This window comes from Holdemanella sp. DFI.5.55, assembly GCF_020593575.1.
Lineage (GTDB): Bacteria > Bacillota_I > Bacilli_A > Erysipelotrichales > Erysipelotrichaceae > Holdemanella > Holdemanella hominis.
In genome coordinates this window covers 52,370-78,591 of sequence record NZ_JAJDMK010000004.1, presented here as the reverse complement: position 1 = coordinate 78,591, position 26,222 = coordinate 52,370, and the positions used below count along the sequence as shown (strand labels likewise).

26 protein-coding genes and 1 pseudogene are annotated in these 26,222 nt (G+C 46.7%); 19 read left to right on the top strand and 8 right to left on the bottom strand.

Going from position 1 to position 26,222, the window contains the following annotated elements; all coding sequences use genetic code 11:
• Positions 1 to 111: 111 nt before the first annotated feature.
• Complete coding sequence (locus LJE08_RS02205; RefSeq protein ID WP_227402314.1) at positions 112 to 885, top strand: MurR/RpiR family transcriptional regulator; 774 nt, start codon at positions 112 to 114, stop codon at positions 883 to 885.
• Between the two features lie 68 nt (positions 886 to 953).
• On the opposite strand, the gene LJE08_RS02200 is transcribed toward LJE08_RS02205, so the two are convergent.
• The 8 genes from LJE08_RS02200 to LJE08_RS02165 form a co-directional block, all read right to left on the bottom strand.
• A complete protein-coding gene (locus tag LJE08_RS02200) occupies positions 954 to 2,216 on the bottom strand; it encodes a M20 family metallo-hydrolase (protein ID WP_227402313.1) in 1,263 nt (420 codons plus the stop codon).
• A 167-nt stretch (positions 2,217 to 2,383) separates the two neighbouring features.
• Positions 2,384 to 2,854, bottom strand: coding sequence for a PTS glucose transporter subunit IIA (locus LJE08_RS02195; protein WP_304608378.1), 471 nt, complete (start codon positions 2,852 to 2,854; stop codon positions 2,384 to 2,386).
• 306 nt (positions 2,855 to 3,160) lie between these two features.
• The gene (locus LJE08_RS02190; RefSeq protein ID WP_227402312.1) at positions 3,161 to 4,549 is read right to left on the bottom strand and encodes a Xaa-Pro peptidase family protein; all 1,389 of its coding nucleotides are present in this window, start codon (positions 4,547 to 4,549) and stop codon (positions 3,161 to 3,163) included.
• Between the two features lie 249 nt (positions 4,550 to 4,798).
• Complete coding sequence (locus LJE08_RS02185; RefSeq protein WP_227402311.1) at positions 4,799 to 5,500, bottom strand: HAD family phosphatase; 702 nt, start codon at positions 5,498 to 5,500, stop codon at positions 4,799 to 4,801.
• The gene (locus tag LJE08_RS02180) at positions 5,490 to 6,191 is read right to left on the bottom strand and encodes an MBL fold metallo-hydrolase (RefSeq protein ID WP_227402310.1); all 702 of its coding nucleotides are present in this window, start codon (positions 6,189 to 6,191) and stop codon (positions 5,490 to 5,492) included. The genes LJE08_RS02185 and LJE08_RS02180 overlap by 11 nt, the downstream gene beginning before the upstream one ends.
• An 8-nt stretch (positions 6,192 to 6,199) precedes the next feature.
• Positions 6,200 to 7,603: a PTS transporter subunit EIIC gene (locus tag LJE08_RS02175; RefSeq protein ID WP_227402309.1), complete on the bottom strand. Its 1,404-nt coding sequence runs from the start codon at positions 7,601 to 7,603 to the stop codon at positions 6,200 to 6,202.
• 215 nt (positions 7,604 to 7,818) lie between these two features.
• The gene (locus LJE08_RS02170) at positions 7,819 to 8,655 is read right to left on the bottom strand and encodes a PRD domain-containing protein (RefSeq protein ID WP_227402308.1); all 837 of its coding nucleotides are present in this window, start codon (positions 8,653 to 8,655) and stop codon (positions 7,819 to 7,821) included.
• Between the two features lie 6 nt (positions 8,656 to 8,661).
• Positions 8,662 to 9,138 carry a PTS glucose transporter subunit IIA gene (locus LJE08_RS02165; RefSeq protein ID WP_118319443.1) on the bottom strand — a complete coding sequence of 159 codons (477 nt, stop codon included), beginning with the start codon at positions 9,136 to 9,138 and terminating at the stop codon, positions 8,662 to 8,664.
• Between the two features lie 475 nt (positions 9,139 to 9,613).
• Here LJE08_RS02165 and LJE08_RS02160 point away from each other — a divergent pair, with 475 nt between their 5' ends.
• From LJE08_RS02160 to LJE08_RS02075, 18 genes and pseudogenes are all read left to right on the top strand, one after another.
• The gene (locus LJE08_RS02160) at positions 9,614 to 10,987 is read left to right on the top strand and encodes a ParB/RepB/Spo0J family partition protein (RefSeq protein ID WP_227402307.1); all 1,374 of its coding nucleotides are present in this window, start codon (positions 9,614 to 9,616) and stop codon (positions 10,985 to 10,987) included.
• A gap of 310 nt (positions 10,988 to 11,297) precedes the next feature.
• Entirely contained in the window at positions 11,298 to 11,654 is a 357-nt protein-coding gene (locus LJE08_RS02155) for a hypothetical protein (RefSeq protein WP_009901612.1), read from the top strand.
• On the top strand, positions 11,641 to 12,726 hold the full coding sequence (locus LJE08_RS02150; protein ID WP_227402306.1) for a DNA cytosine methyltransferase: 1,086 nt from the start codon (positions 11,641 to 11,643) through the stop codon (positions 12,724 to 12,726). The genes LJE08_RS02155 and LJE08_RS02150 overlap by 14 nt, the downstream gene beginning before the upstream one ends.
• Positions 12,727 to 12,730: 4 nt before the next feature.
• Entirely contained in the window at positions 12,731 to 13,444 is a 714-nt protein-coding gene (locus LJE08_RS02145; RefSeq protein ID WP_227402305.1) for an antirestriction protein ArdA, read from the top strand.
• Positions 13,445 to 13,470: 26 nt separating this feature from the next.
• A complete protein-coding gene (locus LJE08_RS02140) occupies positions 13,471 to 14,508 on the top strand; it encodes a hypothetical protein (protein ID WP_227402304.1) in 1,038 nt (345 codons plus the stop codon).
• Between the two features lie 91 nt (positions 14,509 to 14,599).
• Complete coding sequence (locus LJE08_RS02135) at positions 14,600 to 15,070, top strand: PcfB family protein (protein ID WP_227402303.1); 471 nt, start codon at positions 14,600 to 14,602, stop codon at positions 15,068 to 15,070.
• Positions 15,067 to 16,894 (top strand): annotated as a pseudogene (locus tag LJE08_RS02130) (VirD4-like conjugal transfer protein, CD1115 family). The gene LJE08_RS02135 and the pseudogene LJE08_RS02130 overlap by 4 nt, the downstream one beginning before the upstream one ends.
• 89 nt (positions 16,895 to 16,983) lie before the next feature.
• Complete coding sequence (locus LJE08_RS02125) at positions 16,984 to 17,199, top strand: Maff2 family mobile element protein (RefSeq protein WP_016306504.1); 216 nt, start codon at positions 16,984 to 16,986, stop codon at positions 17,197 to 17,199.
• Positions 17,200 to 17,240: 41 nt separating this feature from the next.
• A complete protein-coding gene (locus LJE08_RS02120) occupies positions 17,241 to 18,107 on the top strand; it encodes a VirB6/TrbL-like conjugal transfer protein, CD1112 family (protein ID WP_005927637.1) in 867 nt (288 codons plus the stop codon).
• Positions 18,108 to 18,150: 43 nt separating this feature from the next.
• Positions 18,151 to 18,573 (top strand): SpoVG family protein, encoded by a 423-nt coding sequence (locus tag LJE08_RS02115; RefSeq protein ID WP_227402302.1) that lies wholly within the window; start codon positions 18,151 to 18,153, stop codon positions 18,571 to 18,573.
• 42 nt (positions 18,574 to 18,615) lie between these two features.
• A complete protein-coding gene (locus LJE08_RS02110; protein WP_227402301.1) occupies positions 18,616 to 19,236 on the top strand; it encodes a hypothetical protein in 621 nt (206 codons plus the stop codon).
• A 44-nt stretch (positions 19,237 to 19,280) separates the two neighbouring features.
• Positions 19,281 to 19,667, top strand: a complete 387-nt coding sequence (locus LJE08_RS02105) for a PrgI family protein (RefSeq protein WP_227402300.1) — start codon at positions 19,281 to 19,283, stop codon at positions 19,665 to 19,667.
• Complete coding sequence (locus tag LJE08_RS02100) at positions 19,585 to 22,014, top strand: VirB4-like conjugal transfer ATPase, CD1110 family (RefSeq protein WP_368735800.1); 2,430 nt, start codon at positions 19,585 to 19,587, stop codon at positions 22,012 to 22,014. Before LJE08_RS02105 ends, LJE08_RS02100 begins: the two co-directional genes overlap by 83 nt.
• A 279-nt stretch (positions 22,015 to 22,293) precedes the next feature.
• The gene (locus LJE08_RS02095; RefSeq protein WP_227402299.1) at positions 22,294 to 23,961 is read left to right on the top strand and encodes a CD1108 family mobile element protein; all 1,668 of its coding nucleotides are present in this window, start codon (positions 22,294 to 22,296) and stop codon (positions 23,959 to 23,961) included.
• Between the two features lie 22 nt (positions 23,962 to 23,983).
• A complete protein-coding gene (locus tag LJE08_RS02090; protein ID WP_118440683.1) occupies positions 23,984 to 24,250 on the top strand; it encodes a DUF4315 family protein in 267 nt (88 codons plus the stop codon).
• A complete protein-coding gene (locus LJE08_RS02085; RefSeq protein WP_227402298.1) occupies positions 24,237 to 24,905 on the top strand; it encodes a DUF4366 domain-containing protein in 669 nt (222 codons plus the stop codon). The genes LJE08_RS02090 and LJE08_RS02085 overlap by 14 nt, the downstream gene beginning before the upstream one ends.
• Before the next feature lie 188 nt (positions 24,906 to 25,093).
• Entirely contained in the window at positions 25,094 to 25,495 is a 402-nt protein-coding gene (locus LJE08_RS02080) for a cysteine-rich VLP domain-containing protein (RefSeq protein WP_227402297.1), read from the top strand.
• A gap of 99 nt (positions 25,496 to 25,594) precedes the next feature.
• Positions 25,595 to 26,218, top strand: coding sequence for a hypothetical protein (locus tag LJE08_RS02075; RefSeq protein WP_036744829.1), 624 nt, complete (start codon positions 25,595 to 25,597; stop codon positions 26,216 to 26,218).
• Positions 26,219 to 26,222: the final 4 nt, after the last annotated feature.

The window sequence follows — 26,222 nt, the reverse complement described above, 5'->3', positions numbered from 1 at the left end:
TCTGATACTCCCCTATAAAAATGGCTATTTATCAACTGTTTGTTGTGACATAGCCATTTTTTATAAAAGTTGACATATGATAGATATATGAAGTAAAGGACTTAGATATATATGACACTTGAAGAATTAGTAAATCAACATCATACTCAATTAAATGAAAACGATTTATATATATTAAATTTTATTTTCCAAAATATGGAATTATGTCAAGGAAAAACAGTATCCGAAATAGCACAGTTATCAAATGCGAGTGCATCCAGTATTATTCGAATTGTTCAAAAATTAGGATTCAAAGGCTATAGCGAATTCAGATATTTTTTAAGAAACGAACTCGATCGAAAGGATCGTGCAAGCGTTATTAACACGAATAAGATTGGTTCTTCTGTTGTGTTAGAAGATGTGACATCTACAATTCGTTTATTTGAACAAAATAAATTTATTGAAGATATTTATAAACTAATGGCAACTTCAAATCGAATCTATGCTTATGCAACTGGATATGGACAATCCTTGATGTTAAAAGAATTCTCTAGATGCTTAATCAATGTTGGAATTCACTTGATTATTATTCCTGGACAGATTGAACTTAATTTAATTTCAAACACATTAAAGCCGAACGATTTATTATTTATCGTTTCTCTGTCTGGTAATGTTTCAAAGCTTAAAACAGATATACAAACCGTTCAATTAAAAGGAACTCCAATTATATCGATTACACTATTTTCACAGAATGAATTATCTCACATGGCTAAATACTCTTTATACTACCAAGTATCAAATATTAACCAAGAGACAAGATTGAATAATTCTTCATTCTGTACATTAATGCTTATATTTACACTATTGTATGAGGGTTATATTAACTATAAGAAGAATGCAAAGTAGACATTCTTCTTTTAATTTGCAAAAAAAAGCAATTTAAAGAATTTTCTCTAAATTGCTTATGTGTTTATTTATTTTGTGGATAAATCTTTAACTAATTCAAGTAATACGTTAGCACCTTTTTCAATGTCTGTATACTCCGTCCATTCTTCTGGACAGTGAGATACTCCACCATTTCTACTAGGTACATAAATCATGTTTGTATCTACAAAATCAGCCATAATCATAGAATCATGTCCTGTTCCTTGGTTCATTTGTTTATGACTATAGCCTAGTTCATCACAAATTTTTTCCATTTTTTCAACATTCTCATAATTCATAATACTAGGACCTGTTGGGTTTGGATAATTGACTCTTCGAATTTCTTCTAACTCGGTTTGAATACCATATCTTTCTGTTACTTCATTTAATAAATCTGTAATAATCTTATTGAAATCATTATTATCAACTACTTCTTTCGTGAAAGTACGAATTTCAATTTTACCCTCAACATATTCTGGTACGAACTGATTTGAGTTAGGAACAATATTCAATTGTCCAACCATTCCTGTAGCATCATCACCGAATGTACGCATTACCGCATTGAATTTTTCAATGAAATAAGCAGCTCCTACTAGAGCATCTTTTCTTTTACTCATTAATTCTGTTGAATCTGCAGTTTTTCCATGGAATTTGATTGTATATCTTCCAATACCAGCAAGATATTTAATTAATCCAACTTCAATATTTTCACGATCCAAAACAGGACCTTGTTCAACGTGTAATTCTAAGAAGTTTTTAATTGTTTTTGGATCTCTTTTTGCCTTTTCCAAATCTGGTTCAACACCATACGCTCTTAAAGCCTCTAATTTAGTTTGTCCAAAACGGTTTTTACGAGTCTCTAGCTCATGATAAGTAAGAGTTCCCATCATAGCTCTTGAGTTTGTAACACCAGTACTTGGCCCAAAAGTAAATCCTTCTTCAGCATTCATTAAAATCAATTCAAGAGGATAATCATTTTCAAAATTATTTTCGTGTAATACACGCATAACTTCTAATGCCGAAACGGATCCGGCAACTCCATCGAATGCGCCTGCATGATAAACTGTGTCATAATGAGATCCTAACATAACACATGGCGCATCTTTTAATTTACCTTCACGACGTCCAAATAATGTTGACATGCCATCTTCATAAACAGTCAATCCAATTTTTTCCATTTCAGATATTAAATATTCCTTAGCCATTTTATCTTCTTTTGTGTACGAAGATCTAGTTACACCACAACCAGGAGTTTCATTAAATGTGGCTAACGTTTCAATATCATTTTGAATTCTTTTTACATCTACTTTCATATCTAATACTCCTTTAATCTAATACTCCTTTAAGCAACCAAATCATATCATTGAAAAATTAAAGCAACAATGCATCTAAATCATTATGGTTGTATATTCAAATTCTGAATATTTATTTAAAAAAGTAGGAAAAATTACAAAGAATCTCCTACTCTTTTTGATTTTATCTATTTATTAAACTCAATAATATTATCTTGGCCAGTTGTTACATTACTGTGAGATTTAATAATTGAAAATTTCTCTTTATTAGGGAATATAATCATGCAAGTTGGGTCTTTACCTTCACTCTTCAATACATCAAAATCAACCTCTACTAAAGCATCTCCTGCTTTAACAACATCCCCTTGTTTTACTAAAGGTTTAAAGCCTTTTCCATTTAATTCAACTGTATCAATACCAATATGAATAATCATTTCAATACCGTTCTTTGACTTAATACCAAAGGCATGTGAAGTAGGAAATACCGTTACAACTTCTCCATCCATTGGCACAACAACAACTTTTGATGTTGGAACCACCGCAAATCCTGGACCCATCATTTCTTGTGAAAACACAGGATCATTCACTTCACCAATTGGTAAAATTTTTCCGTCTACCGGACATAAGAACACTTCTTTTTTCTTTAAAAAGCCAAACATATTTATTCCTCCGTTTTTACTAATTATAGTATGGATTCTTTCGATTTATCATTCATTTTATGAATATCTATTCTTTAATTTTATTATCCTATAAAATCATAAGTCTTATCTTTATTATTGTTACTATCTTTTAAAAATTCTAATTGCAATGGGCAGAATTCAAAAAATGGTTGAATTTCAGTAAATTTGGAATTACTAGATTCAACCTCGTGGTATTTACTATTTCTTAATAGGGTTTAGTTTTACAATTGAGCTTATAGTGATTACACATGAAATAATCTTTGGATTTTCGTGATTAAAGATTATTTATTGTTTTACAACCAATGCTTTATCATGAGCTAGTAAGAACGGTCTTAAATAAGCGACAGTAGAGCACATAGGCATAACATCTTCTGATAGATTGATACCTAAAGTATTAATTATATAAGTTCTTCTTTCAGTCATTCTATTATACATACCTGGATATTCTTTTTTGATTTGATTACGTAAATTTTCATCAGCTAAAAGAATTGTACTTTCAGCAGAAGAACCAGTATAACCAGAAACTGATGGAATAATATCGATTTGTAATAGCATTCCAGATTGTAATACTTCAGTTGAGTTTTCATAAATAGGAGAAGACATCCATTCTTCTTCAGCAGTTAAATGACCAGGACATAATGACCAACCATATTTTTCTTTTGGTAATTCACTTTCAATTAAATCAAATATTTCATGACCTTGTAACCCACATTTGATGTTTTCAAGCCACGCAACATAAGCATTAAAATATGGAATAGTAACTCTTTCTAAATAATCTTTTTGATCAACGGGAAGTTGTGTTTCATTTTCGACAGCAAATCCGCATCTTGAACTTAAGCCACCACGGTATCCTACCGTTAAAGAAATAGGATCACCTAATTTAACAGTATTATCACGTGGAAACATATTTGCTTTAATAAATCTAGGACCACTAGAAGCTATTGTAACAATAGAAGTATGTTGTCCATTTCTAACAAGTTTATCACCTAGTTCTAGTTCATTTATGCCAAGATTTAAATCATTCATGGCATCTAAAATACAATCACTAGCTAATGCTGCACCATATTCATAATGAGCTATTTCATTTGGATTATTTGTACATCTGACGCCATTTTCACCAATAAATATTGAACATTCATTACTTAATAAGTATTCATCGCCAATAATATCAATAATATTTTTAACAATATAATATGGAACATCATATGTGTGTTTGTTATCCTCTAAAATAGAAGTGAAGTTTTTCCAGCCTACTAAACCAATTCTTTGTCCTTTATCTAAACCGGCAGAAATAAGTAAATCTTTAAATGATATATCTGTACGATTTGGCTGATTAGGAAGTGAAAATAAAGACACATGTATAGTTTTACTGATTTTTACTCTAGATTTTCCAGCTTTACCTAAATTTTCATTACCTAGAACAATATTTATTTCACCGCTTTTATCTATAATTAATAATGCTTCCTCAAAACGAGTAAAAAATCCAACTAAATATTCAAAATTAGAACCATGCTCAACATCACCATAAATAACTAATTTATCAAGATGAAGTTTACACATTCTGGTAAGTATTTTTTGTTTTCTTTCTTCTATTGTTTCATCTGTTAAAAATACAGGACTGCCATTACAATCTTTTTTTGGTTCAGAAACTGTTGTTAAAATGATATTTTTCATTATTTCTCCTCATAGATATACAAAATTTGATACTTTTCTTTAAAATTATCAAAATTTTTGGTTACAAATATAACTGACCATACAACTTATGCCTACTTGCCAGTTCATATTTGATAGTCAGTTATAATTTTTTGAGTACCCACCTGTTTCCCCTTTGCAGAAATATTGTCGCATTTACTTCTTTAAAATAGGATGTCTATAATTGGATGTTTTAACTTAGGGGAATGAAATGGGAACTCAAATAATTTTTTATTTGATTATTTTTATCGCATTTTTATAATCAGAAATGATATAATCTGCTTTTTCGCAAGGAAGCATTTTATTTTTATTTATTGCTACCACTTTATAAACTCCAGCATTCTTTGCTGCAATAATCCCTGATATAGAATCTTCGAATACTATACATTCATCTTTTTTTAAATTAAGATTTTGAATACATTTCTCATAAATTTCAGGTGAAGGTTTTCCTTTGAAACTATAGTCGTTATAAATAATATTATTCCAATCAAACCATTTATATAATTTTAAATTTTCATAATGAAACCTAATATTATCTAATCCCGATGCTGTTGCAATAGCACATACATAATTTTTCATTTTTAAATCATCTAAAAATTCTGGCAAGCCGTCAACCAACTTATAATTTTCTTTGTCTGCCTTGCAAAAATCTCTGTATATTTTTTCTTTCTCTAGCTTTAATGTATTGATATTTTCTACATCATCACCTAAAAAATAATGTATACTCTCTTCTATATTTCTTCCATGAATGTAGTTGGAGAATTCTTCATCAGTTGGTTTTCTATGTATTAAATTTTTTAAAAATAATGTCCATGATTTTTCTAAAATTTCTTGATCAAAAATCATAGTACCATTAAAATCAAATATAATTGCTTTTATCATAATATCTTTTAAATTTAAATCAAGCACTCCATTATAAATTCTATCTATCAAATTTCAAATAGTATTTATAAGCTAAACGAATCACTTCTGCCTCTTTACCAAATCGAGGAATTCCGTGGCCAGCCAATGCAAGATCCGGTTCTTCTTTTAATTTATATAATCTTTCAAAGGATTCGCCTAATTTTTTAGAGTTATAAGACAAGTCTCCTTTCCATCCGGTTCTTGTAAATTCTCCCCATTTTCCATCTGTATAAAACATATCTCCACTAAACATAACATTTTCATCATCAATTCGAACAAAGTATAATAATGTTCCATCTGTATGTCCTGGCAAGCATAATATCTCAAATTCTAAGTCACCAATCTGTAATATTTCATCTTTATCAATCAAAATATCAGCTTTACAAGCTGGCATAACATGATTTGTACAAGGACTATATTCTCCTAAATGACCATCTTCTAGCATTTTAGCATCTTCTTTTCCCATTACAATTTTTGCACCACATTTCTGAAAATAATGTGCACATCCAGTATGATCGTCGTGGGCATGAGTTATTAATACATGTGTAATTTTGTTCTCATCAATATTCCAATATTTTAAATTTTTAACAATTACATCTAGTGCTTCTGGGCTTCCTGTATCAACTAACACATAACCATTTGAATGTTTAATAGCGTATGCATTACCTAAATATCCCCAAGGTCCTCCAGAAATCCAATAAATTCTATCATTAATTTTCATATAATCACCTATTTGCCTAAATCTTTCTTATCATCAAAACCAAAAAACCAAGTTAATACAAACGTTACAGTAAATACTAATACTATTCCAATTATAGCAAGCATAAAGTTGTTTCCACCTGCTGGATCCAAGAACTGAGGCAAACTTAAAAGAGAAACATTAATCATTTGGAATACTTTAACTTTAAAGATTCCAAAGAATAATCCGCCTACAGCGCATCCAATAAAAGAAGGGATAATTGGTCTTTTGTATTTTAATGTTAAACCATATGCACAAGGTTCAGAAATACCGGCGGTTGCAATAGAAAATGCAGCAGAACCAGCGATTTGTTTTAAATCTTTATCTTTTGTTTTCAACATAATTGCAGTTGATACAGCTAACTGTGAAAAGTTCCATGCAGTAAATCCAAGCCATAAGAATGGATCAAATCCTAAATTTGTCATATTTGATAATGCTACTGGCATAAAAACCCAATGACTTCCTGTCCAAATAAATAATGGCATCAAGAAACAAATTGCAAATACACCCAATACTGCATATTTGTTATAAATTACTAACATTGCATTTGCAATCAATTCTCCGACAATTGAACCAAATGGACCTGTTACAACCAGTGTTAGTGGAGCCATAATTAAAAACGTTGGGAATAAAGATAGCATTCCTAATTTAGTGAAAAATGTCTTACTTACTAGTTTTTCAAGCTTTGACTGAACCCAAACAGTAAACAATACAGGCAATAATGAAGAACTATAAGAGATAGCATGAACAGGTAGACCAAACAAACTAATACTTTCTCCATTATTTACTAAATTAATGAAATTAGGATGCAGTAAAATACCAGCTAACATTAAACTTAATACCGTATTACATTTGAAATATTTTGATGCACTATATGCAACTAATACAGGCATAAAATAGAAGAACGAATCACCCATTAAATTTAGCAAAGTATAAGTTTGACTGTCTGTACTTACAATATTTGTCAAAGTTAAAATAGTTAATATTGCTTTAAATAATCCAGCAACTACCATTCCCATCAAAATAGGGCTGATAGTTTGTGAAATTGCATTTAATATTTGACTACCATAATATTTAATTCCTTTAGGTCCTTTTTCTTCTTTTGTTTCTACTGGTTCTTCTAATTTGGAAACATCTATACTTGTTCCTTCCAAGTATTTTTCTACAGCTTTATAAACTTCATCTATTTCATTTCCTACAACAACTTGAATCTGACCCATTGTTTTCATAACTCGAACTACGCAAGGTATTTTTTCTAGCATTTCAACATTTACTTTTGAGTTATCTTTTACTTTAAATCTCAGTCTGGTAAAACAATGCTTAACTTCTTCAATATTTTTACCTTCACCTATATATTTAATAATATCTTCTGCATTTTTAGAATAATTTGACATTTATTTTTCTCCTTTCATAATTTAAAAATTCATTAATGTCGTATACGATTAAATTCGATTCATAAAATAAGTTATCAACAATATCTTTTCTCTAGTATCATCCTCCTATAAATATGTATTAAATGCCATTAAAAGGCGCCTATTTTAATTTCATTTAACAAAAAAAACCTAGAACATAATCAAAAAACAATTTGATTTGTGTTCTAGGTTAAGCCCTACTGGTAACAATCCTCTCGTGAACATAATCGATTTATATGTAAAATCAAGTATAGTTTTTCTTCAATTGACAATCGCCATTTAAAAAGTTCAAATAAATACTCAGAAATTGAATCTACGCAATCTGAAGTATCTGGATATGAGTTTTTCATTGTCATATACAACTCTTTATTTTCACTTTTTATTTCCTCCTTACTTCCAATTCGTTTTAATAAGTATTGAATATGTGAAACAAATCTTGAATAATTCGCTCCATCTTTGTTAATACTTATATCGAATTTATTTTCTATCAGTTTTGTAATTTCACTAATAATCACTTTATTTTCTGCATAGCCATCTATTTCTCCTGCTTTTCTGGCTTCTGCATTTATAATATGTAAACTAATAAAACTAGCCTCTTCTAATGGTAATTTTATATTTAATTTTTTTTCTATCAAAGACAACGCATATTTTCCTATAGCATATTCATTTTCATACAAGAATTTTATATCTTGAACAATCGGAAGAGTTATATTTAATCTTTCCTTATACCTTACTATAGCAAAATTGATATGATCAGCTAATGTAAAGATAACATTAGGACTAAAGATATAATCCAGTTCATTTTCTGCGTATTTTATAATCTCTTCAGAGAGTAACAAAATTTCTTCAGGAATTTCATTTATCATATGAACATAGTTTTCATCAATACCATAATATGTCTTTTGAATAACGGCTACATCAATTTCAAAAGGAGGCTTTTTGAACCCTATCCCTTTTCCAAAAGCAACCAATTCATTATTATCATCATCAAGGCATATAGCTACGTTATTATTAATGCATTTAACAACTTTCATCTTTTATCACCTATTTATCATCATTACAACATCTTTTATAGTTACTTCCTCTTTATTTGTGAATTCTATATTCAATCCTTTACTTGTCACAACAACAGGTGTTGTCAAATCAGTATGATGTGTTTCAAAAAAATCTCTATCAATTTTTAATAATGGCTGTCCTGTTGTCACTTTATCATTTTGATTAACCAACAATTCAAATCCCTTTCCATTAAATTCAACGGTTTCTAACCCAACATGAATCAAAATTTCAATACCATCTTCTGTTTCTATGCCTAATGCGTGCTTAGTACTTGCCACTGCAACAATTTTACCTTTACACGGAGAATATATAGTATTTTCATTGTATTTAAATGCAATACCATCTCCCATTATTTTTTCGGCAAACATTTGATCATTTACATCTTTTAAATCTACACACTTCCCATTAACTGGAGAATATATTTGAATCTTTTTTTGTACTTTGAATAGATTTTTTAACATAACACCAACTCCTTATAAACAAAAAACTCTTCGAAACTTCGCAAACATGCAATCCAAAAACACATGTAGGTAAAGCCTCAAAGAGTAACAATCCTGTATTCGCTTACATTATAATCTTGATAATAAATAATGTCAATACTTTTTTCCTTTTCTAACCATCCTTTCCAAATACTGTTGATTAAAATATGCATAGCCAACCGACTATGCATATTTAAACTTAACTGTGTAATCTTTGTAAGCATCCTGATTAGTAATCCATTTGGTCATATGTTCCTCAAATGATGTTTGCAACGGTGTACAAAGGGAACATAATAAAAAACTTAATAATGGACTGCCAATCTTACACAAAGTACCGCCCAACGAGACTACGGGCGGTATTTTTGTATCATGGCGGAGAAAGGAGGAACTTCCCACGGGGGCTTGACTGAAAAGTTGAGCCCCTTTTTTCATGCCAAAAAACAGGAGGTAAATGCTTATGGCAGATGATAAAACCACAAAAACGCCGGAACAGCCGGTAACGGATAGCGGGCCGGGCAAGGAAACGCCTCCCGCTCCCCCAAAAGAGCCGGAGAAGGTTTCCGTTTCCCCGGGGCCGGAAAAAAAGACGGAACCGGAGGTAAAGAACCCGCAGGTTTCCGTCTATAACTTCGCTGAAATTATGAAGGAAAAGAAAGCCGAGGAACGGGCGGCAGCTCCCGGCGTGGAAAAGCCTGCCCCGGCAAAAGTGGAGAAACCGGAAAAGCAGCCGGAGGCTCCGAAAAAAGCAGAGGAAAAACCCAAAGAGCCGGAACAGCCGAAGCGCCGGGGCCGTCCCCCAAAAGCAGATAAGGACAAGGCCGCAGCCCCGAAGTCCAAAGCTCCCGCACAGAAACCGGAAAAGGCGGTCAAAAAGGAACCGGAGAAAAAAGCAGCTCCGACGGTACAGGCCGCTTCCGCTCCGAAGGGACCCGAAAAGCCGAAGGATGCACCACGCCGGGGCAAGGAGCAGATCGTCTATATCAAGCTGAATGAGCTCCACGCCTTCAAGAACCACCCCTTTGAGGTCCGGGACGATGAAGAAATGCGGGCTATGGTGTCCAGCGTCAAGGACAAGGGCGTGACCCAGCCTGCTATTGTCCGTCCCCGTGAGGATGGCGGCTATGAAATCGTGTCCGGCCACCGCCGCCAGAAAGCCAGCGAGCTTGCCGGATATGCGGATATGCCCTGTATCGTCCGAAACCTGACGGATGATGAAGCCATCACGCAGATGGTCGAGGACAATCTGAACCAGCGTGAAGAAATCCTACCCAGCGAGCGGGCCAAAGCCTTGAAAATGCAGCTTGAGGCCATCAAGCACCAGGGCTCCCGCACTTCGGGCCAGATTGACCCGAAGGACGCAGGAAAACGCTCCAACGAAATTGTGGCCGAGCGCAATAAGATGGCCGTCAAGCAGGTGCAGCGGTATATCCGGCTCAATGAGCTGGTTCCCGACCTGATGAAGCTGATGGATGAAAAAAAGCTGGGCTTTACTACGGCTGTGGAGCTTTCCTATATCGGCAAGAAGAACCAGAACTATATCGCCGTCGCCATTGACAGCCAGCAGTCCTCGCCTTCGCAGGCACAGGCAAAGCGTATGCGGGAGCTGGACGAAAAGAAGCTGCTCAACGGGGATGTGATCGACGGCATTATGATGGAGGACAAAAAGGAGGTAGACAAAGTGATTTTGACAGGTGCGGAACTGAGCAAGTATTTTGGCAAGGAAACTACGCCGAGGGAAATGAAGGACCAGATCATCAAGCTGCTGGACGACTGGAAGGGCCAGCAGAAGGAACACGAAAAGCCGGAGAAGAAAAACGAACAGGAAAAGTAAGCCGAAACTTCGGGTCAACATGGCCCGAGGATTGCGGGGCTCTGCCCCGCGCCCCGAAGCTCTGGAGATATAAATGATTCCCCGTCGCCAGTTATTCCGTAGCATAGCCGGGAAAATCAGTCAAGGGCAGCGCCGCCGCAGGCGGTGCCAGAGGCACCCTTGACGGATTTCTCCCGGTTATGCTTTTTCCCGGTCAAGCGACGGGGATATAAATTCTCCAGAGCCGTTCCCCTTCCCGGGGGGAAGGGGCGGAGGGGTTGGGCGAACTCTTGCTTTTCCCTAAACCAAAACAGAAATGGAGGCTCAACCAATGAAACGACCTTTAGCGTACCTGACCGCCGCATGGAGCGGCGAGCCGGATGTTGATATGGAACTGGCGGCCCACTACTGCCGCCTTGCTTATGAGGCGGGCTTTTCCCCGATCTGCCCGCTCTTGTACCTGCCGCTGTTTTTGAATGACAGCGTTCCCGAGGAACACAAAGCCGGGATTGATATGCGCCGGGATATGCTGCGGCGCTCCCATACTCTGATCGTCTGCGGTAGCGTTGTGGACGAGGATGTGAAAAACGATATTGCGGTTGCCGGACGGCTGGGCATTGCGGCGACAACGCTGGAAGGGGTGCTTGCCGTGAAGGGACACGGCACCCCGGGCCATGCCGGACATTAAGCTGGGGAGCCTTTTTGACGGGATCGGCGTGTTCCCTCTGGCTGCTTCCCGGTGCGGTATCCGTCCGGTATGGGCCAGCGAGATTGAAAAAGCGCCCATCTCCATAACCAAAAGGCACTTTCCCGATATGGCGCATTTGGGAGATATTACGAAGATGGACGGCGGGAAAATCCCGCCGGTCCATGTGATAACCTTCGGCTCTCCCTGTCAGAACCTTTCTCTGATCGGCAACCGCTCCGGCCTTGCCGGGGCAAAATCAAGCCTGTTCTATCAGGCGTTTCGTATCATACAGGAAATGAGGGATGCTACTGATAACCTATATCCAGCTATCGCTGTTTGGGAAAACGTCATGGGAGCGTTTTCTACAAATGACCGGATGGACTTTAGAGCCGTCCTATCCGCCTTCTCGGACACCGAAGTTCCAATGCCTCCTTCGGGAAGATGGGGAAACGCCGGAATGGTGCGAGGGGGAACGCCTGATGTGTGCTGGCGGCTCATGGATGCCCAGTATTGGGCAGGCACCCGAAGGCTGGCACGAAGGCAGCGGATTTTCGTCGTGGCGGATTTTGGAGGCAGACGTGCCGCAGACATACTATTTAAGCCCCGTCCAATGCTCCCACTTCCTCCGCCTTGCGGAGAGGGCGGGCGGACCGCCGCCGAAGGAGATCGAACAGCTTCTTTTGAAACAGGGCGGCAGATACCAGTCATCCACCCCTTTCAGTGCTTCCGTATGCGGGGAGCGGCAAAAAGGCAGGAAGAAACGGCCTTCCGAAACAGCTTCGGATTACCAACTGACCCTTTTCCCACTCTTTTAGCCAGTGATGTAACGCCCTTTGCTTTCTGGTATGAGGACGACCCGGCGGGCGGCTGTATCCGCTTCTTGACGGAAACGGAAAGCGAGCGACTGATGGGGCTGCCGGAGGGCTGGACAAAGTACGGGGCGGACGGCGAGGAAATCCGGCCTCTGCAACGCTACAAGGCGCTGGGAAATGCGATTGCCCTCCCTTGTGCCGATTACATTATGGCCGGGATCTATGAGGTGCTGGCTGACCGGGCCGGAAAGGAGGAATAAGCCCATGTTTGAAGCCTATATAACCAATACAGCCCTGTACCCCTTAATGGGGATCGAGGTAGGGACAACGGTACATTTCCCCATAACGACACAGGAGTTGCAGGCCGCCCTTGCCAAAATCGGGATAGACGGGAAACGGTACAGCGAAGTGTTCTTTACCAGCTTTGACAGCGATGTGCTGGGGCTCTACGATCATCTCTACGAATGTGAGAATATCGACGAGCTGAACGAGCTGGGCCACGCCCTGCTGGAAGTACGGGATAAGGGCGGACTGGAAACCTTTGAAGCCGCTCTTGTCTTGGGAAACCACACAAGGAGCGTGAAGGATTTGATAAACCTGACGCAGAACCTTGACCTTTACCGCTTTTACCCGGATATTTCCGATGATGAAGGGCTGGGCCGTCTTTACGCCGACGAGTTTGGGACCATCGACATACCGGAGCACATTCAGAACTACTTCGATTATGAAGCATACGGGCGGGATGTGCGTATCAACGAGGGCGGCGTATTCGCTCCCGGTGGGTATGTGTCGGCAGTCCCGGAGGGCTTCAAGGAGTATTATCACGGGCCGCAGGACATCCCGCCGGAACACCGGATATTTGCCTATCCCGAAAAGGCCGAGCCTGTCCACTCCATTCTCGCCGCACTCAAACGGTTTCAAGAGACCCCGCCCGCTCCGAAAAAGGACAAGGCGGGACCTTCCCATGAAGAACGGTAAGACTTCGGGCCAGCATGGCCCGAAGCATGAAGGAGGTGCATACCATCAACTATTACCCTATCAATGAAGGAGCCGCTCGCCGGGCAAAGGAAATGAACAGCTTTTCCGACTACAAGGAAGGGAGCGCAACGGCGGAATACCGGGCAATGGTGGATAAGGCCGCCGCCATAGCCGAACAGCAAAAATCCAGGGTGGACCCCATGTACCATGAGAAGATCGACCATCTGCTGGACACCTACGCCCGCAAGCTGGCCGAAAACATGAACCAGGGCTTTGCCATTGACGCGAGGGTTCCCTCTGTGATGATCGCCGGACCTGCCAACTTCCCGGTAGGAAAAAAGGAAAAACAGAACCGGGCCCGAGACAGCAACATGGAGGAATGGCGGTATATTCAAGGGCTGCTGGATAAGATACGCAGTACCGGCATGGGCGGGATCAGCGCCGATGACCCGGCAGCGATTGAAAAGCTCCAGAAGAAGCTGGACGGGCTGGAACGCTCCCAGCTCATTATGAAGGAGGTCAACACCTATTACCGCAAGCATGGCAAGCTGGACGGCTGTGCGCTGCTGTCGCCGGACCAGATCGAAAAGCTGAAAGCAAGCATGGCGTCAAGCTGGCGGAGCGACCCGAGGCCCTTTGAAAGCTACCAGCTTACCAACAACAATGCGGAGATCCGCCGGGTAAAGGCCCGTATCGAACAGCTTTCCAAACAGGCACAGCAGGAATTTTCCGGCTGGGAGTTCGATGGGGGCCGTGTGGAAATGAACCGGGAGGACAACCGCTTGCAGGTGTTCTTTGACGGAAAGCCTGACGCGGACACCCGGGCCGAGCTGAAAAACAGCGGCTTTCGCTGGGCTCCCAGCGTAGGTGCATGGCAGAGGCAGCTCACGGACAACGCCATCCGGGCGGCTGACCGTTTGGAATGTATCAAGCCGCTGTCCGGCGAAAAGCCCTCCCAGCTTCAAAAGAAGCCCTCTATCTTGCAGACCATGCGGGAACAGGGCGAAAAAGTCCAGACGGAACCGGAAAAGAAAGCTCCGTCCGGCAGGGATGCCGAGCGGTAAGCCTCGGGCCACATTGGCCCGAGGTTTTCTGTTCCCCGAGACTGTACGGGGACCTCCCGGATAGTGGGGACCCCGACGGAAAGGAGGTTTTATGCAGGAAGAAGTAAACCAAAAAACGGTTGCCCTTTCGATCAGGACAACGAAGCTCACGGGAAAGGTCCTGGCTGCCGCACTTGGAAAGGTGGCGCGGGCGGTACAAAAGCACCACCGGAAAGCGCTGACCCCGCAGGGACGCCAGAGCGTAAAAAAGCTGATGAACCACTATGGCGGCAAAAGTGCCATGCCCTATGTGGGAGCCCCAAAGGATTTTGACCGGATCGCGAAGGAGTTCCATGTGGACTACGCTTTTCATAAAGTGAGCCCCGGTCATTACCTGCTGTTCTTCAAAGCCAATCAGGCGGACGCCATCACGGCGGCCTTCCAGAAGTACAGCGCAAAGGTGCTGAACAAAGAGCAGGACAAGCCTGCCATCCTCGGCCAGCTTCGGAAATTCACGGAGCAGATCAGGACACAGGCGAAGGAAAAGCAGCGGACCAGAGAGGCGGTGAAGGACGGACGTTGAGTGACAAGATCAGAAAATATGTGCTCCCAAACCTGCCGTACCTCTTTGTGTTCTGGTTCTTCTCCAAAATCGGGACGGCCTACCGGATCGCCCCCGGCACAGACTTCGGGACAAAGCTCATGGGGATGCTCGACACCTTCCCCAAAGCCTTTGAAACCTACTGGCCGGGGCTGGGCGGTATTGACCTGCTGGTGGGCCTTGCCGGTGCGGCTGGGGTGTATCTGCTGATACAGTCAAAGATCAGGAAGGCGAAAAAATTCCGGCGGGATGCGGAGTACGGCACCGCCCGTTTTGGAACAAAGGAGGATATAAAGCCGTTTGTAGACCCTAAATTTCAGAACAATGTCATTCTGACCGGGACAGAGTTCCTTACTATGAACACCCGCCCGAAGATACCCGCCAATGCCCGGAACCTAAACGCCTGTGTCATCGGCTCGTCCGGTTCGGGCAAGACAAGGTTCTGGCTGACCCCGCAGCTCCTTCAAGCCCATTCCTCGTATGTGGTGGTAGACCCGAAGGGCGGCACCCTCGACCAGTGCGGGCGGTTTCTGCAACGGGAGAAATACAGGGTGCGGGTGTTCAACAGTATCGACTTTTCAAAATCCATGCACTACAATCCGCTGGCCTATATCAAGACGGAAAGCGACGTTTTGAAATTTGTTACCGCCCTGATCGCCAACACCAAAGGCGACGGCAAGGAGGGCGACGAGTTTTGGACCAAAGCCGAAACCCTTTTGTACTGCGCCCTTGTGGCCTACATCGTCTTTGAGGGGCCGGAGGAAGAACGCAACATGAATACGCTGGTGGAAATGATAAACAGCATGGAAGTCCGGGAAGATGACGAAACCTTCAAAAATGCGGTGGACTATATGTTTGACGGGCTGGAACGCCGCAGCCCCCAGCACTTCGCCGTGAGACAGTATAAGAAATACAAGCTCGCCAGCGGCAAGACAGCAAAAAGTATTCTGATTAGCTGCGGTGCAAGGCTGGCTCCCTTTGATATTCCCCAGCTTCGGGAGATCATGTCTTATGACGAGCTGGAGCTTGATAAGCTGGGGGATGAAAAATCGGCGCTGTTCTTTCTTATCAGCGACACGGATACCACCTACAACTTTTTGGTTGCCCTCGCTTTCTCGCAGATGTTCAACCTTCTGTGTGAACGGGCTGACAACACCTATGGCGGGCGTCTGCCCTACCATGTGCGGGTGCTGTGGGACGAGGCGGCCAATACCGGGCAGGTGCCGGGGCTGGAAAAGATCGTGGCTGTCATCCGCTCCCGTGAGATCAGCCTGACGCTCTTTTATCAGGCAGGCTATGAGTCAATGCAAGGCATTGTACAAAGACCATTCTGAAACCATCATGGGCAACATGGACAGTATCGTATTCCTCGGAGGCCGGGAGGCTTCCACCCTAAAGGATATTTCGGAAAACTGGCTGGGCAAGGCCACCATCTCTATGCAGACCGAGGGCCGAAGCCGTGGACAGTCTGAAAGTTACAGCCAGAATATGCAGCGGCTTGGCCGGGAGCTGATGACCACCAGCGAGATCACCACCATGCCCGGGGATAAATGTATCTTGCAGCTTCGTGGGCTCCCGCCCTTCCTGTCCCCGAAGTATGACTTGAAAAAGCACCCGAATTACAAGTACACAGCCGAATTTGATAAAAAGGAAAACGCCTTCCGCTTGGAAAGCCTGTTCCGCCACCGGCCATTGAGACTAAAGCCGGAGGACGAATACACGGTGTACGAAGTGGACGGCTCCGACACGGACGAAGAAGCTGACCTGTTGAATTTCGATGATCTGGACAGCGACGAGTTTGTGTAACTTCGGGCCATGATGACCCGAAGCGCCGCCGATGTGGGCGGCTTTTTTTGTACCCAAAACCATCAAACAAACAAAATGGAGGAACGTATATGGAATTTTTCAATCAGGCAATCGACATTCTTAAAATTCTGGTCATGGCTCTTGGCGCCGGTCTGGCGGTGTGGGGCGTCATCAACCTTCTGGAAGGTTACGGGTCGGACAACCCTGCGGCAAAAAGCCAGGGCATTAAGCAGCTCATGGCTGGCGGCGGTGTCGTTCTGATCGGCCTTCAGCTTATCCCTCTGCTGTCCGGGCTGTTCAGCTAAGTGTCACCCGTTGTCCCTTTTTCCAGAAAAGGAGCTGATGTATGGACTTTATCATCGACGCAATCGTTGAATGGCTGAAAGGTCTGCTCGTCGATGGTATCATGGGAAATCTGGATGGCCTTTTCGATAACGTCAATCAGAGCGTTGGCGAGATCGCCACACAGGTAGGCACGACCCCGGCGGACTGGAACGCCGGGGTCTTTTCCATGATACGACAGATCTCTGAAACTGCCATCCTGCCAATCGCCGGGGTCATCCTCACTTTTGTAATGACCTATGAGCTGATACAGATGCTCATAGAACGCAACAACCTCCATGAAGTTGACACATGGATGTTTTTTAAGTGGGTGTTCAAAACCTTTGTGGCTGTGATGATCCTGACGAATACCTTCAATATCGTGCTGGCAGTCTTTGATGTGAGCCAGCATGTGATCCAGCAGTCAGCGGGCATTATCCAGAACGGGACAGAGATCACACCGGATGTGCTGGACAGTCTGCGGACAGAGCTTGAAGCGATGGAGTTAGGCCCTCTGTTCGGACTCTGGCTCCAGTCCTTCCTGATCCAGCTTACCATGATTGCCTTAAACATCGTGATCTTCGTTATCGTATATGGCCGTATGATTGAAATTTATTTACTCACAAGTTTAGCGCCTATCCCGTTTGCCACAGTCCCCAACAGGGAAACCGGACACATGGGGCAGAACTATTTCCGCTCCCTCTTTGCGGTGGGCTTTCAAGGTCTGTTGATCTTAGTCTGTGTCGCCATCTATGCGGTGCTGATCCAGAGTATCGCCACCGACGGCGACCCCATTGGGGCGATCTGGGGCTGTGTGGGATATACGGTGCTGCTGTGTTTTACCTTATTCAAAACAGGCAGTCTTGCAAAATCCATCTTCGGCTGCCATTAAGAGACTTCGGGCCATGATGACCCGAAGCGGAAAGGAGAAATCCATGCAGGAAAAAACTGCGGGCGGAACACCAGCCGCCCCTATAAAGCTGGATGTAAGCGTGCGGGTCATCGAACCTGTGAAAAACCTCATGGGCTTTGCCAGCGTGAAATTCAATGACTGCTTTGTGGTGGAAAATCTGAAAATCGTACAGGGCAGCAAGGGCCTCTTTCTTGGGATGCCCAGCCAGCCGGACGGCAAAGGCGGCTACCGGGATATGGCCTACCCTGTCACAAAGGAGTTCCGGGAACAGCTCAATACCGCTGTTCTGCAAGCCTATGAGGCAAAGCTGGAACAGATGGCGGAGCACGGCTCTGTGGGACGTGCGTCCATCAGCGACCAGCTCAAAGCCGGGAAAGCGGCTGCCGAGCAGGCAAAGGCAGAGCGGCCCCCAAAGGAAAAGACCAGCCGTGGTGCGGAGCGTTGACCTCGGGCCATGCTGGCCCGAAGCAGAAAGGAGGCGGGAACCATGCCACGCAAACGGACGGGCTATGACGCGGCCTGCTATTACGACGGAAAACTGCTGGGCCGCTGTACCAAAGCGGACAGCGACGCCTATACCCTGTTGATGAACGCCTGCGGCGGGGACGCCGCCCGTGTCCTGCGGGAATACGCCTACTTTTCCCCGGAGCTGAAGGCCATCTTGGAAAAGGCGGCGCTCATGCAGGCGGACCGGAGCCGGACAGGCGGAATGTTCCATGCGCCGAAAAGCTCCCCGTGGGGCGAGGTGCAGAGCTGTGAAACCCTCTGTCCAGGGGTGTTTCTGGTATCTACCGCCAGCCACGGCGGAACGATGGTGGCAAACGAGGTAGCCGCCGTCCTCTCCCCAGCAGCGAAAAAGTGCGGCTTCAAGGATAAGGGCTATATCTGCTATGAGGAGGACGCACAGGAAAGTGTGGTGCTCCGGGAGCTGCTGGACAAAAAGCTGTGGAAAATCCCTGACCGCATTAAGGACAAAGGACAGTTTGAAGAAAAACTCAATCAGTCCATCCGGCAGTATCACCCCGAATACTGGCGGGCAAGGCAGAGCGGACGAGAAGCTGTAGAAGCTGCCCGCAGCACAGCCCCGGCCAAAGAGGCCGCAAGATAACCTCGGGTCATGTTGGCCCGAAGCAGTAAAGGAGGTATACCCAAATGGCCTATGTGCCAGTACCAAAAGACCTTTCCAAAATCAAGACAAAGCTGGCCTTCAACCTGACGAAGCGCCAGCTTGTTTGTTTTTCCGGCGCGACGGCGGTGGGCCTCCCGGCTTACCTGTTTTCCCGTGGCAGTATCGGGAACAGCGCCGCCATGTTCCTGATGATCGGTCTCATGCTCCCGTTCTTCTTTCTGGCTATGTATGAGCGGGACGGCCTGCCATTGGAAAAAGTGCTGAAAAACATCATCCGCACCCGGTTCCTCTATCCCCGTGTGCGGCCTTACAAAACCGAAAATTTCTATGCGCTGCTTAGCGCCAGAAAGGAGGCGCAGCCGATTGCGAAACAGCAGAAGGGCCGGAAAGCCCGCAGGCAAAAAGCCTGAAAAGCAGGGCCTTCTCGGCCTGTTCACAAAGGGAAAGAACATTCCCACCACCGCCCAGCAGACCCTCCCTTACCGGGAAATGTACCGGGACGGGGTGTGCCGGGTAGCGGACCGCTATTACACCAAAACCATTGAATACGAGGACATCAACTACCAGCTCGCACAGTCCGAAGATCAGGCAGCCATTTTTGACGGGTGGAGCGCCTGTCTGAACTACTTTGACAGCAGCCTTCCGTTCCAGCTTTCCTTCCTCAACCACCGGAGCCGCCCGGGCAGCCGGTACAGCGTGAACATCCCCATGCAGGATGACGATTACAACAGCGTCCGGTGTGAGTATGTGGAAATGCTGGAAAACCAAATCGCCAAAAGCAACAACGGCATTGTCCGCACAAAGCTCCTGACCTTCGGTGTGAACGTAGACGACCTTTCCACCGCCAGGGCAAGGTTGGAACGTGTAGAGGCGGACATTTGCGGGAACTTCAAAAAGCTGGGCGTCAAGTGCCGCTCCCTTTCGGGGCTGGAACGGCTGGAGCTCCTTTACGGGCAGCTCCACCCCGGCAGCGGCTCCCCCTTCCGGTTTTCATGGGATATGATCCCCAAAACCGGGCTTTCCACCAAAGACTTTATCGCCCCGGACAGCTTTGATTTCCGTTTCAGCCGACTGTTCCGGGTGGGGACGACCTGGGGCGCTGCCTCTTACTTGCAGATTTTGGCTTCGGAGCTCTCGGACAAGCTGCTGGCGGAGCTTTTGGAAATGGATGCGGAAATGACCATTACCCTCCATATCCAGACCGTCGATCAGGCCGCCGCCGTAAAATCCATCAAGGCCAAAGTTTCCGACATTGACAAGATGAAAGTGGAGGAACAAAAAAAGGCAGCCCGGTCAGGGTACGACATGGACATACTCCCGCCCGACCTTGTAACGTACAGCAACGACGCAAAGACCCTTCTGGAAGATTTACAGAGCCGGAATGAAAGAATGTTCCTGCTGACCTTCCTTGTGGTAAACATGGCCCCGACCCGCCGGGAGCTGGACAACGACCTGTTCACGGTGTCCGGTATCGTCCAGAAATACAACTGCACCTTGAAGCGGCTGGACTTCCAGCAGGAGGACGGTTTTCTTTCCAGCCTTCCGCTGGGCCATAACGGCATTGAGATCAAGCGCGGCATGACGACCAGCTCCACGGCCATTTTCGTTCCCTTTATGACGCAGGAGCTCCGCATGGATGGCGAAGCCGTCTATTACGGGCTCAACGCCCTTTCCCATAACGTCATCATGGCAAACCGGAAAAAGCTCAAAAACCCCAACGGCCTGTTCCTCGGCGTGCCGGGCTCCGGCAAATCCTTTGCCGCAAAGCGGGAGCTTGTGAACGTGTTCCTTGCCACAAAAGACCGCATTATCGTGGTGGACCCGATGGGCGAATACTCGCCCCTTATCAGGCGGCTGGGCGGACAGGTCATCGAGATCGCTCCGGACAGCCCCCACCACATCAATCCGATGGACATTGATTTGAGCTTCGACGAGGAAAACCCGATGGCGCTGAAAGCCGACTTTATCCTGTCGCTGATGGAGCTGATCGTCGGCGGCAAGGACGGCTTGCAGCCGGTGGAGCGTACCGTCATTGACCGCTGTGTGCGCCAGATGTACCGGGAACACTTGCAGGACCCGGAAACAAGCAAAATGCCGACCCTCCAAACCCTGTATGACCTGCTCTGTTCCCAGCCGGAGGGCGAGGCGGTGCGGCTGGCGACGGCTCTTGAAATCTATGTGTCGGGTTCCCTTAACGTGTTCAACCATGAAACCAACGTGGACTTAAACCGCCGTCTGGTATGCCTTGACTTAAAAAAGCTGGGGGCCGGGCTTCGGACGATTGCCATGCTCATTATGCAGGACTTGGTAAACTCGCAGGTGTCCATGAATTTCCTCCGCGGTATCGCTACATGGTGCTACTTCGACGAATTTCATGTGCTGCTCCGTGACCGTCTGACGGCAAGCTATTGTGTGGCGATCTGGAAAATGCTGCGAAAAAAAGGGTGCGTTCCGAGTGCTTTAACGCAGAACGTAAAGGATTTTCTGGCAAGCCCGGAGATCGAGAACATCTTTGAAAACTCGGACTTCCTTGTGCTGCTCTCGCAGGCACAGGGGGACCGGCAGATTTTAGCCAAACAGCTTGGGATCATCCCCCACCAGCTTTCCTATGTGACCCATACCAATTCCGGCGAAGGGCTGCTGTTCTTCGGGAATACCACCATCCCGTTTGTTGACCACTTCCCGCAGAATACCGAGCTGTACGCCATTATGACCACCCGCCCGGAGGACAAAAAACAGGAAATGAACCGGGCATAACGCACTTCGGGCCATGTTGGCCCGAGGTTTGGAAAGGAGGGATACATCATCGGAAAGAAACCGGACAAACGGAATTTTCAGAGGCCGGGGCCGACGGAGGATACCGGGGGCAATCGCCCCGGACCGGCGGAACGGGAAGGGCCTTCCCCCGCACCATCCCGACGCCTGCGGTTTGAGGACGAGGATACCGGGCAGGACAGCCCTTCGGGCCACGATGGCCCGAAGTCCAAAAGCGGCAAGTTTCAAGAGGACAGCCGGAAAAGCCGTCCCTCTGACCGCATGAGGCAGGAGGATGAAGCGGGCGGGCCGCAGGATACCGGCAAGGCACAGGAGCCGGAGGGCTCCGCCGAGAAGGCCGGGAGTAAAAAGGACAAGTACCAGAAGGCGCAGGCCAAAGCGGAGCGCGCCGGGGAAAAGTTGGGAAAGGCTCGGGAGAAGCTGGATAAGGTCGAGGCGAAACGGGCGGCGCAGAAGCCGCCGGGGCTTGCGAAGAAAGCTGTCCGGGGAGCCCGTACAGAAGCATGGTTCTATGTCCACAACAAAATCCACGAAGTTGAGCATGAAAATGTGGGTGTGGAAGGAGCCCATAAGTCGGAACTTATGGCCGAGGCCGGAGCCCGGAAACTGAACCGGTATGCCAAACGCCGCTGGCGGGAACATCCGGCCCGGAAGGTGGCAAAGTGGGAACGGAAGGACATAAAAGCCCGGGCCAATATGGATTTTCAGAAGATGGCCTCCGAGCACCCGGAGCTTGCCAGCAATCCGCTTTCCCGTGTGCAGCAGAAATGGAAACTGAAACGCCGGTATTCCAAAGAGGCAAAGGCGGCGGCAAAACAGGGCGCAAAGGCCGCAAAGAAAACCGCTGCCGCTTCGGGAACTGCGACCCGTCGGGCGGCGCAGTTTGTGACCCGTCATCCTGTGGCGGTGCTGGTCCTGCTCCTGCTGTTGCTGCTCTGTTTTCTTGTGTCGGCGGTAAGCTCCATCTTTCCCACGCTTGGCAGCGGCCTTGCCAATGCGTTATCCGGCACCTCCTACGCCTCGGAGGATACGGACCTGCTGGGGGTGGACGAGGACTACACGGCGCTGGAAAACGAGCTGGCGCAGACGGTAGCGAACATTGAAAGCACCCATCCCGGCTATGACGAGTACCGCTATTCCGTGGACGAGATCGGCCATAACCCCTATGAGCTGGCGTCCTATCTCTCTGCAAAGTACCATGTGTATTTCCGGGAACAGGTGCAGGACGAGCTGCGAGAAATCTTCGAGGCACAGTATGAGCTGACCTTGACGGAGGAAGTCGAGATACGCTACCGCACCGAAACCAGCACCGACCCGGAGACAGGGGAAACCACCACCGAGGAAGTCCCCTATGAGTATTACATCTTAAATGTGACCCTCACAAACAAGACACTGCCTGCCGTGATCCTGCCGAGGCTTAACGAACAGCAGCGGGAAATCTACACCGTTATGCAGCAGCTCAAAGGCAACAAGCCCTATCTGTGGGAAGGGATTTACAACGGCAGCGAAGATACCGGCCCCAGCTACGAGATACCCGGCGAGGCGCTGGATGACCCGGCTTTTGCGGCGCTCATGGAAGAAGCCACAAAGTACATTGGCTGGCCCTATGTGTGGGGCGGCTCCAGCCCGTCCACCTCCTTTGACTGTTCGGGTTTTGTCTGTTGGGTGTACACGGCCAGCGGCGTCCACAACCTGCCCCGTACCACGGCGCAGGGCATTTACAACCAGTGTGCTATCATTTCTCCATCCGAGGCAAAGCCCGGCGACATTATCTTTTTCACGGGAACCTATGACAGCCCCGGCCCTGTGTCCCATGTGGGGATTTATGTGGGCGACGGGATGATGCTTCATTGTGGTTCGCCCATCCAATACGCAAACATCAATTCAAGCTACTGGCAGACACATTTCTATGCCTTCGGGCGTTTGTGAGCCAGAGGAAAGGAGTCCTTGCATGAACAAGATCGACAAGCTCGATAAGGAGCTGGAAAAAGCCCGGGAGAAGGCTGCCGAGTGGCAGGCCAAAATCCGGGAGCTGGAAAAGCAGAAACAGGAGGAAGAAAACAGCCAGATCGTGCAGGCGGTGCGCTCTCTCAAACTGACACCCGCACAGCTTATGGCTTTTCTGAATGACCCCAAAAACAGCCTTACCGCTTCGGGCCATACTGACCCGAAGCCGGAGGCACCCGAAAAGGAGGACACAGCTTATGAAGAAAACTAAATTTCGCAGGCTGGCGGCGATGGCTGCCAGCCTTTTGTGTTGCCTGATCTTTACGGTCCCGGCCTACGCCCAGAGCAGCGAGCCGCAGCCGGAGACAACGCCCGCCCCGGCGGAAACCGAAGCGGAGCCGGAAACCCAGAACCCCTTTACCCCGGACGGGACGGGAACCGTGGTGGACAACGCCACCGACGAGGACGGCAAAGAGTTCTACACCATTACCACCGCAGACGAGAGTATTTTCTATCTGGTGATCGACAAGCAGAAAACCAGCGAAAATGTCTATTTCCTCAACGCTGTAACCGTGGATGACCTTCTGCCTCTTGCCGAACAGGGCGAAGAACCAGCCGAGGAAGTGACCCCCGAACCGGAGCCGGAGCCCACCGAACCCGTGGAGGAAGTGACCGAGCCGGAACCCGAGGCAGAAAAAACAGACAGCCCGCTTCTTTCGCTGCTCCTGATCGGGGCGGTGGTGCTGATTGGCGGCGGTGCCGGTTATTACTTCAAGATTTACAAGCCGAAGCACGAAGCGCCGGACCTGGAGGACGACTACTGCGAATATGAGGACGAAGGGCCGGAGGAAATCGCAGAGGAACCCGAGGACGAGGATACCCCTCCGTGGGACGAGGACACGGAAGAACAGGAGGTCCGCCAGTGAATTTTACCAACAGCCCCTTTGAGCGAATGATGAAGGAAGTGCCGTGGCCGGGCCGGGGCAGCGATGACCCTTGTACCGGATGCCGCTACTACAAGGAGTGCAAAGGCAGGAAAAAACAGTGTCGGAAGAAATTCCGGGCGCTGATCGTGGAGCCCCGCCCTTCGGGCCATCGTGGCCCGAAGTCCTGAATGGACGCCCGGGAGCTGACCCGTGACGAGAAGAAAAAAATCCGTTCCCTTGTCACGGGGATGTGCGCCAACTATGACCGGGAAACGGGCCTGTGCCTGCCGCTGGACTGCGCCTGCTATATGCTGCACAAATGCTGGACGGGCGCTTACTGCCGGTATTTCCGGGAGGCCGTCTTGCCCCTTGACCCAGAGCTTCTTGCGGTGCTGACCGTGGAAGGCAGTTCCCCGGAACTTCGGGCCTGTGCGGTCTGCGGGCGGGCATTTTTACCCGAAGGCCGTCAAGCCTACTGTTCCGACGCCTGCAAGGCCGAAGGAAACCGCCGGAAAAGCCGGGAACGCATGAGGAAAATGCGGGAGAAAAGGCCGGGCGGCGGTTACGATTTGCCGCCCCGAAAGGCTTGATATTCCGGGCTTTTTTGAGGGCGTTTCCGGGGCGGGAATACTGCAACCCATCCCGCCCCGGTTTACTCCCTTATTTCGTAACATACCACACTTCGGGCCATGTTGGCCCGAGGTACAGAAAGGAGGTATCTCTTGGAGATCGTACAAGGCTATGCCATTTTGAAAACAACCACTTTTGACAGCGGACACGGCTTTGCGCTGGGGCATAATCCGGGAGCGCCGGACCCATTTGTGACCTGGCAGTTTACCGAAGGCGAAAAGGGCCAGCGGGATTACTACTGGGGCCGCTATGGAAACAGTCCGGAATGGGCGCAGCGGGACTTCGACCGCCGGGTGGACGATTATCAGCACCTTTACCATGCAGCAGTCAAAAATACAGAGCTGGGCCCGGATGGCGTTTACCGCTACTATTCCACCCAGCGCCCTGTGGACATAGGCACCTACCCGAAGCCCCCGGATAACCTTCCGCTTTCCATCGTCAACTACGATGACGACAGGCGGCGTCCTGTGGCAAATGGCAGGCTGATGGCATGGGGAGAACTGACCTATGCGAAGCCGCTGACCGAAAAACAGATGGAGGACTACGAGCTGAAACCCGCACCGGCCAATCCTGACCGGGTGCGCCCCTCCATCACCGCCCGGCTCAAGGATGGAGCCAGAGGGCAGGAACCCCCGAAGGAACCCAGCCAGAAGCGGAACCATAAAAACCATGAGGAACGATAAAGGA

Coding starts and splice junctions, on each gene's coding strand:
- LJE08_RS02080 (WP_227402297.1), top strand. CDS start 25,094: ATGGACGCCCGGGAGCTGACCCGTGACGAGAAGAAAAAAATCCGTTCC.
- LJE08_RS02205 (WP_227402314.1), top strand. CDS start 112: ATGACACTTGAAGAATTAGTAAATCAACATCATACTCAATTAAATGAA.
- LJE08_RS02105 (WP_227402300.1), top strand. CDS start 19,281: ATGGCCTATGTGCCAGTACCAAAAGACCTTTCCAAAATCAAGACAAAG.
- LJE08_RS02190 (WP_227402312.1), bottom strand. CDS start 4,549: ATGAAAAATATCATTTTAACAACAGTTTCTGAACCAAAAAAAGATTGT.
- LJE08_RS02180 (WP_227402310.1), bottom strand. CDS start 6,191: ATGAAAATTAATGATAGAATTTATTGGATTTCTGGAGGACCTTGGGGA.
- LJE08_RS02110 (WP_227402301.1), top strand. CDS start 18,616: ATGCCACGCAAACGGACGGGCTATGACGCGGCCTGCTATTACGACGGA.
- LJE08_RS02155 (WP_009901612.1), top strand. CDS start 11,298: ATGAAACGACCTTTAGCGTACCTGACCGCCGCATGGAGCGGCGAGCCG.
- LJE08_RS02200 (WP_227402313.1), bottom strand. CDS start 2,216: ATGAAAGTAGATGTAAAAAGAATTCAAAATGATATTGAAACGTTAGCC.
- LJE08_RS02120 (WP_005927637.1), top strand. CDS start 17,241: ATGGACTTTATCATCGACGCAATCGTTGAATGGCTGAAAGGTCTGCTC.
- LJE08_RS02090 (WP_118440683.1), top strand. CDS start 23,984: ATGAACAAGATCGACAAGCTCGATAAGGAGCTGGAAAAAGCCCGGGAG.
- LJE08_RS02075 (WP_036744829.1), top strand. CDS start 25,595: ATGTTGGCCCGAGGTACAGAAAGGAGGTATCTCTTGGAGATCGTACAA.
- LJE08_RS02175 (WP_227402309.1), bottom strand. CDS start 7,603: ATGTCAAATTATTCTAAAAATGCAGAAGATATTATTAAATATATAGGT.
- LJE08_RS02100 (WP_368735800.1), top strand. CDS start 19,585: ATGCGCTGCTTAGCGCCAGAAAGGAGGCGCAGCCGATTGCGAAACAGC.
- LJE08_RS02160 (WP_227402307.1), top strand. CDS start 9,614: ATGGCAGATGATAAAACCACAAAAACGCCGGAACAGCCGGTAACGGAT.
- LJE08_RS02140 (WP_227402304.1), top strand. CDS start 13,471: ATGAAGGAGGTGCATACCATCAACTATTACCCTATCAATGAAGGAGCC.
- LJE08_RS02135 (WP_227402303.1), top strand. CDS start 14,600: ATGCAGGAAGAAGTAAACCAAAAAACGGTTGCCCTTTCGATCAGGACA.
- LJE08_RS02125 (WP_016306504.1), top strand. CDS start 16,984: ATGGAATTTTTCAATCAGGCAATCGACATTCTTAAAATTCTGGTCATG.
- LJE08_RS02165 (WP_118319443.1), bottom strand. CDS start 9,138: ATGTTAAAAAATCTATTCAAAGTACAAAAAAAGATTCAAATATATTCT.
- LJE08_RS02145 (WP_227402305.1), top strand. CDS start 12,731: ATGTTTGAAGCCTATATAACCAATACAGCCCTGTACCCCTTAATGGGG.
- LJE08_RS02170 (WP_227402308.1), bottom strand. CDS start 8,655: ATGAAAGTTGTTAAATGCATTAATAATAACGTAGCTATATGCCTTGAT.
- LJE08_RS02085 (WP_227402298.1), top strand. CDS start 24,237: ATGAAGAAAACTAAATTTCGCAGGCTGGCGGCGATGGCTGCCAGCCTT.
- LJE08_RS02150 (WP_227402306.1), top strand. CDS start 11,641: ATGCCGGACATTAAGCTGGGGAGCCTTTTTGACGGGATCGGCGTGTTC.
- LJE08_RS02195 (WP_304608378.1), bottom strand. CDS start 2,854: ATGTTTGGCTTTTTAAAGAAAAAAGAAGTGTTCTTATGTCCGGTAGAC.
- LJE08_RS02095 (WP_227402299.1), top strand. CDS start 22,294: ATGAGGCAGGAGGATGAAGCGGGCGGGCCGCAGGATACCGGCAAGGCA.
- LJE08_RS02115 (WP_227402302.1), top strand. CDS start 18,151: ATGCAGGAAAAAACTGCGGGCGGAACACCAGCCGCCCCTATAAAGCTG.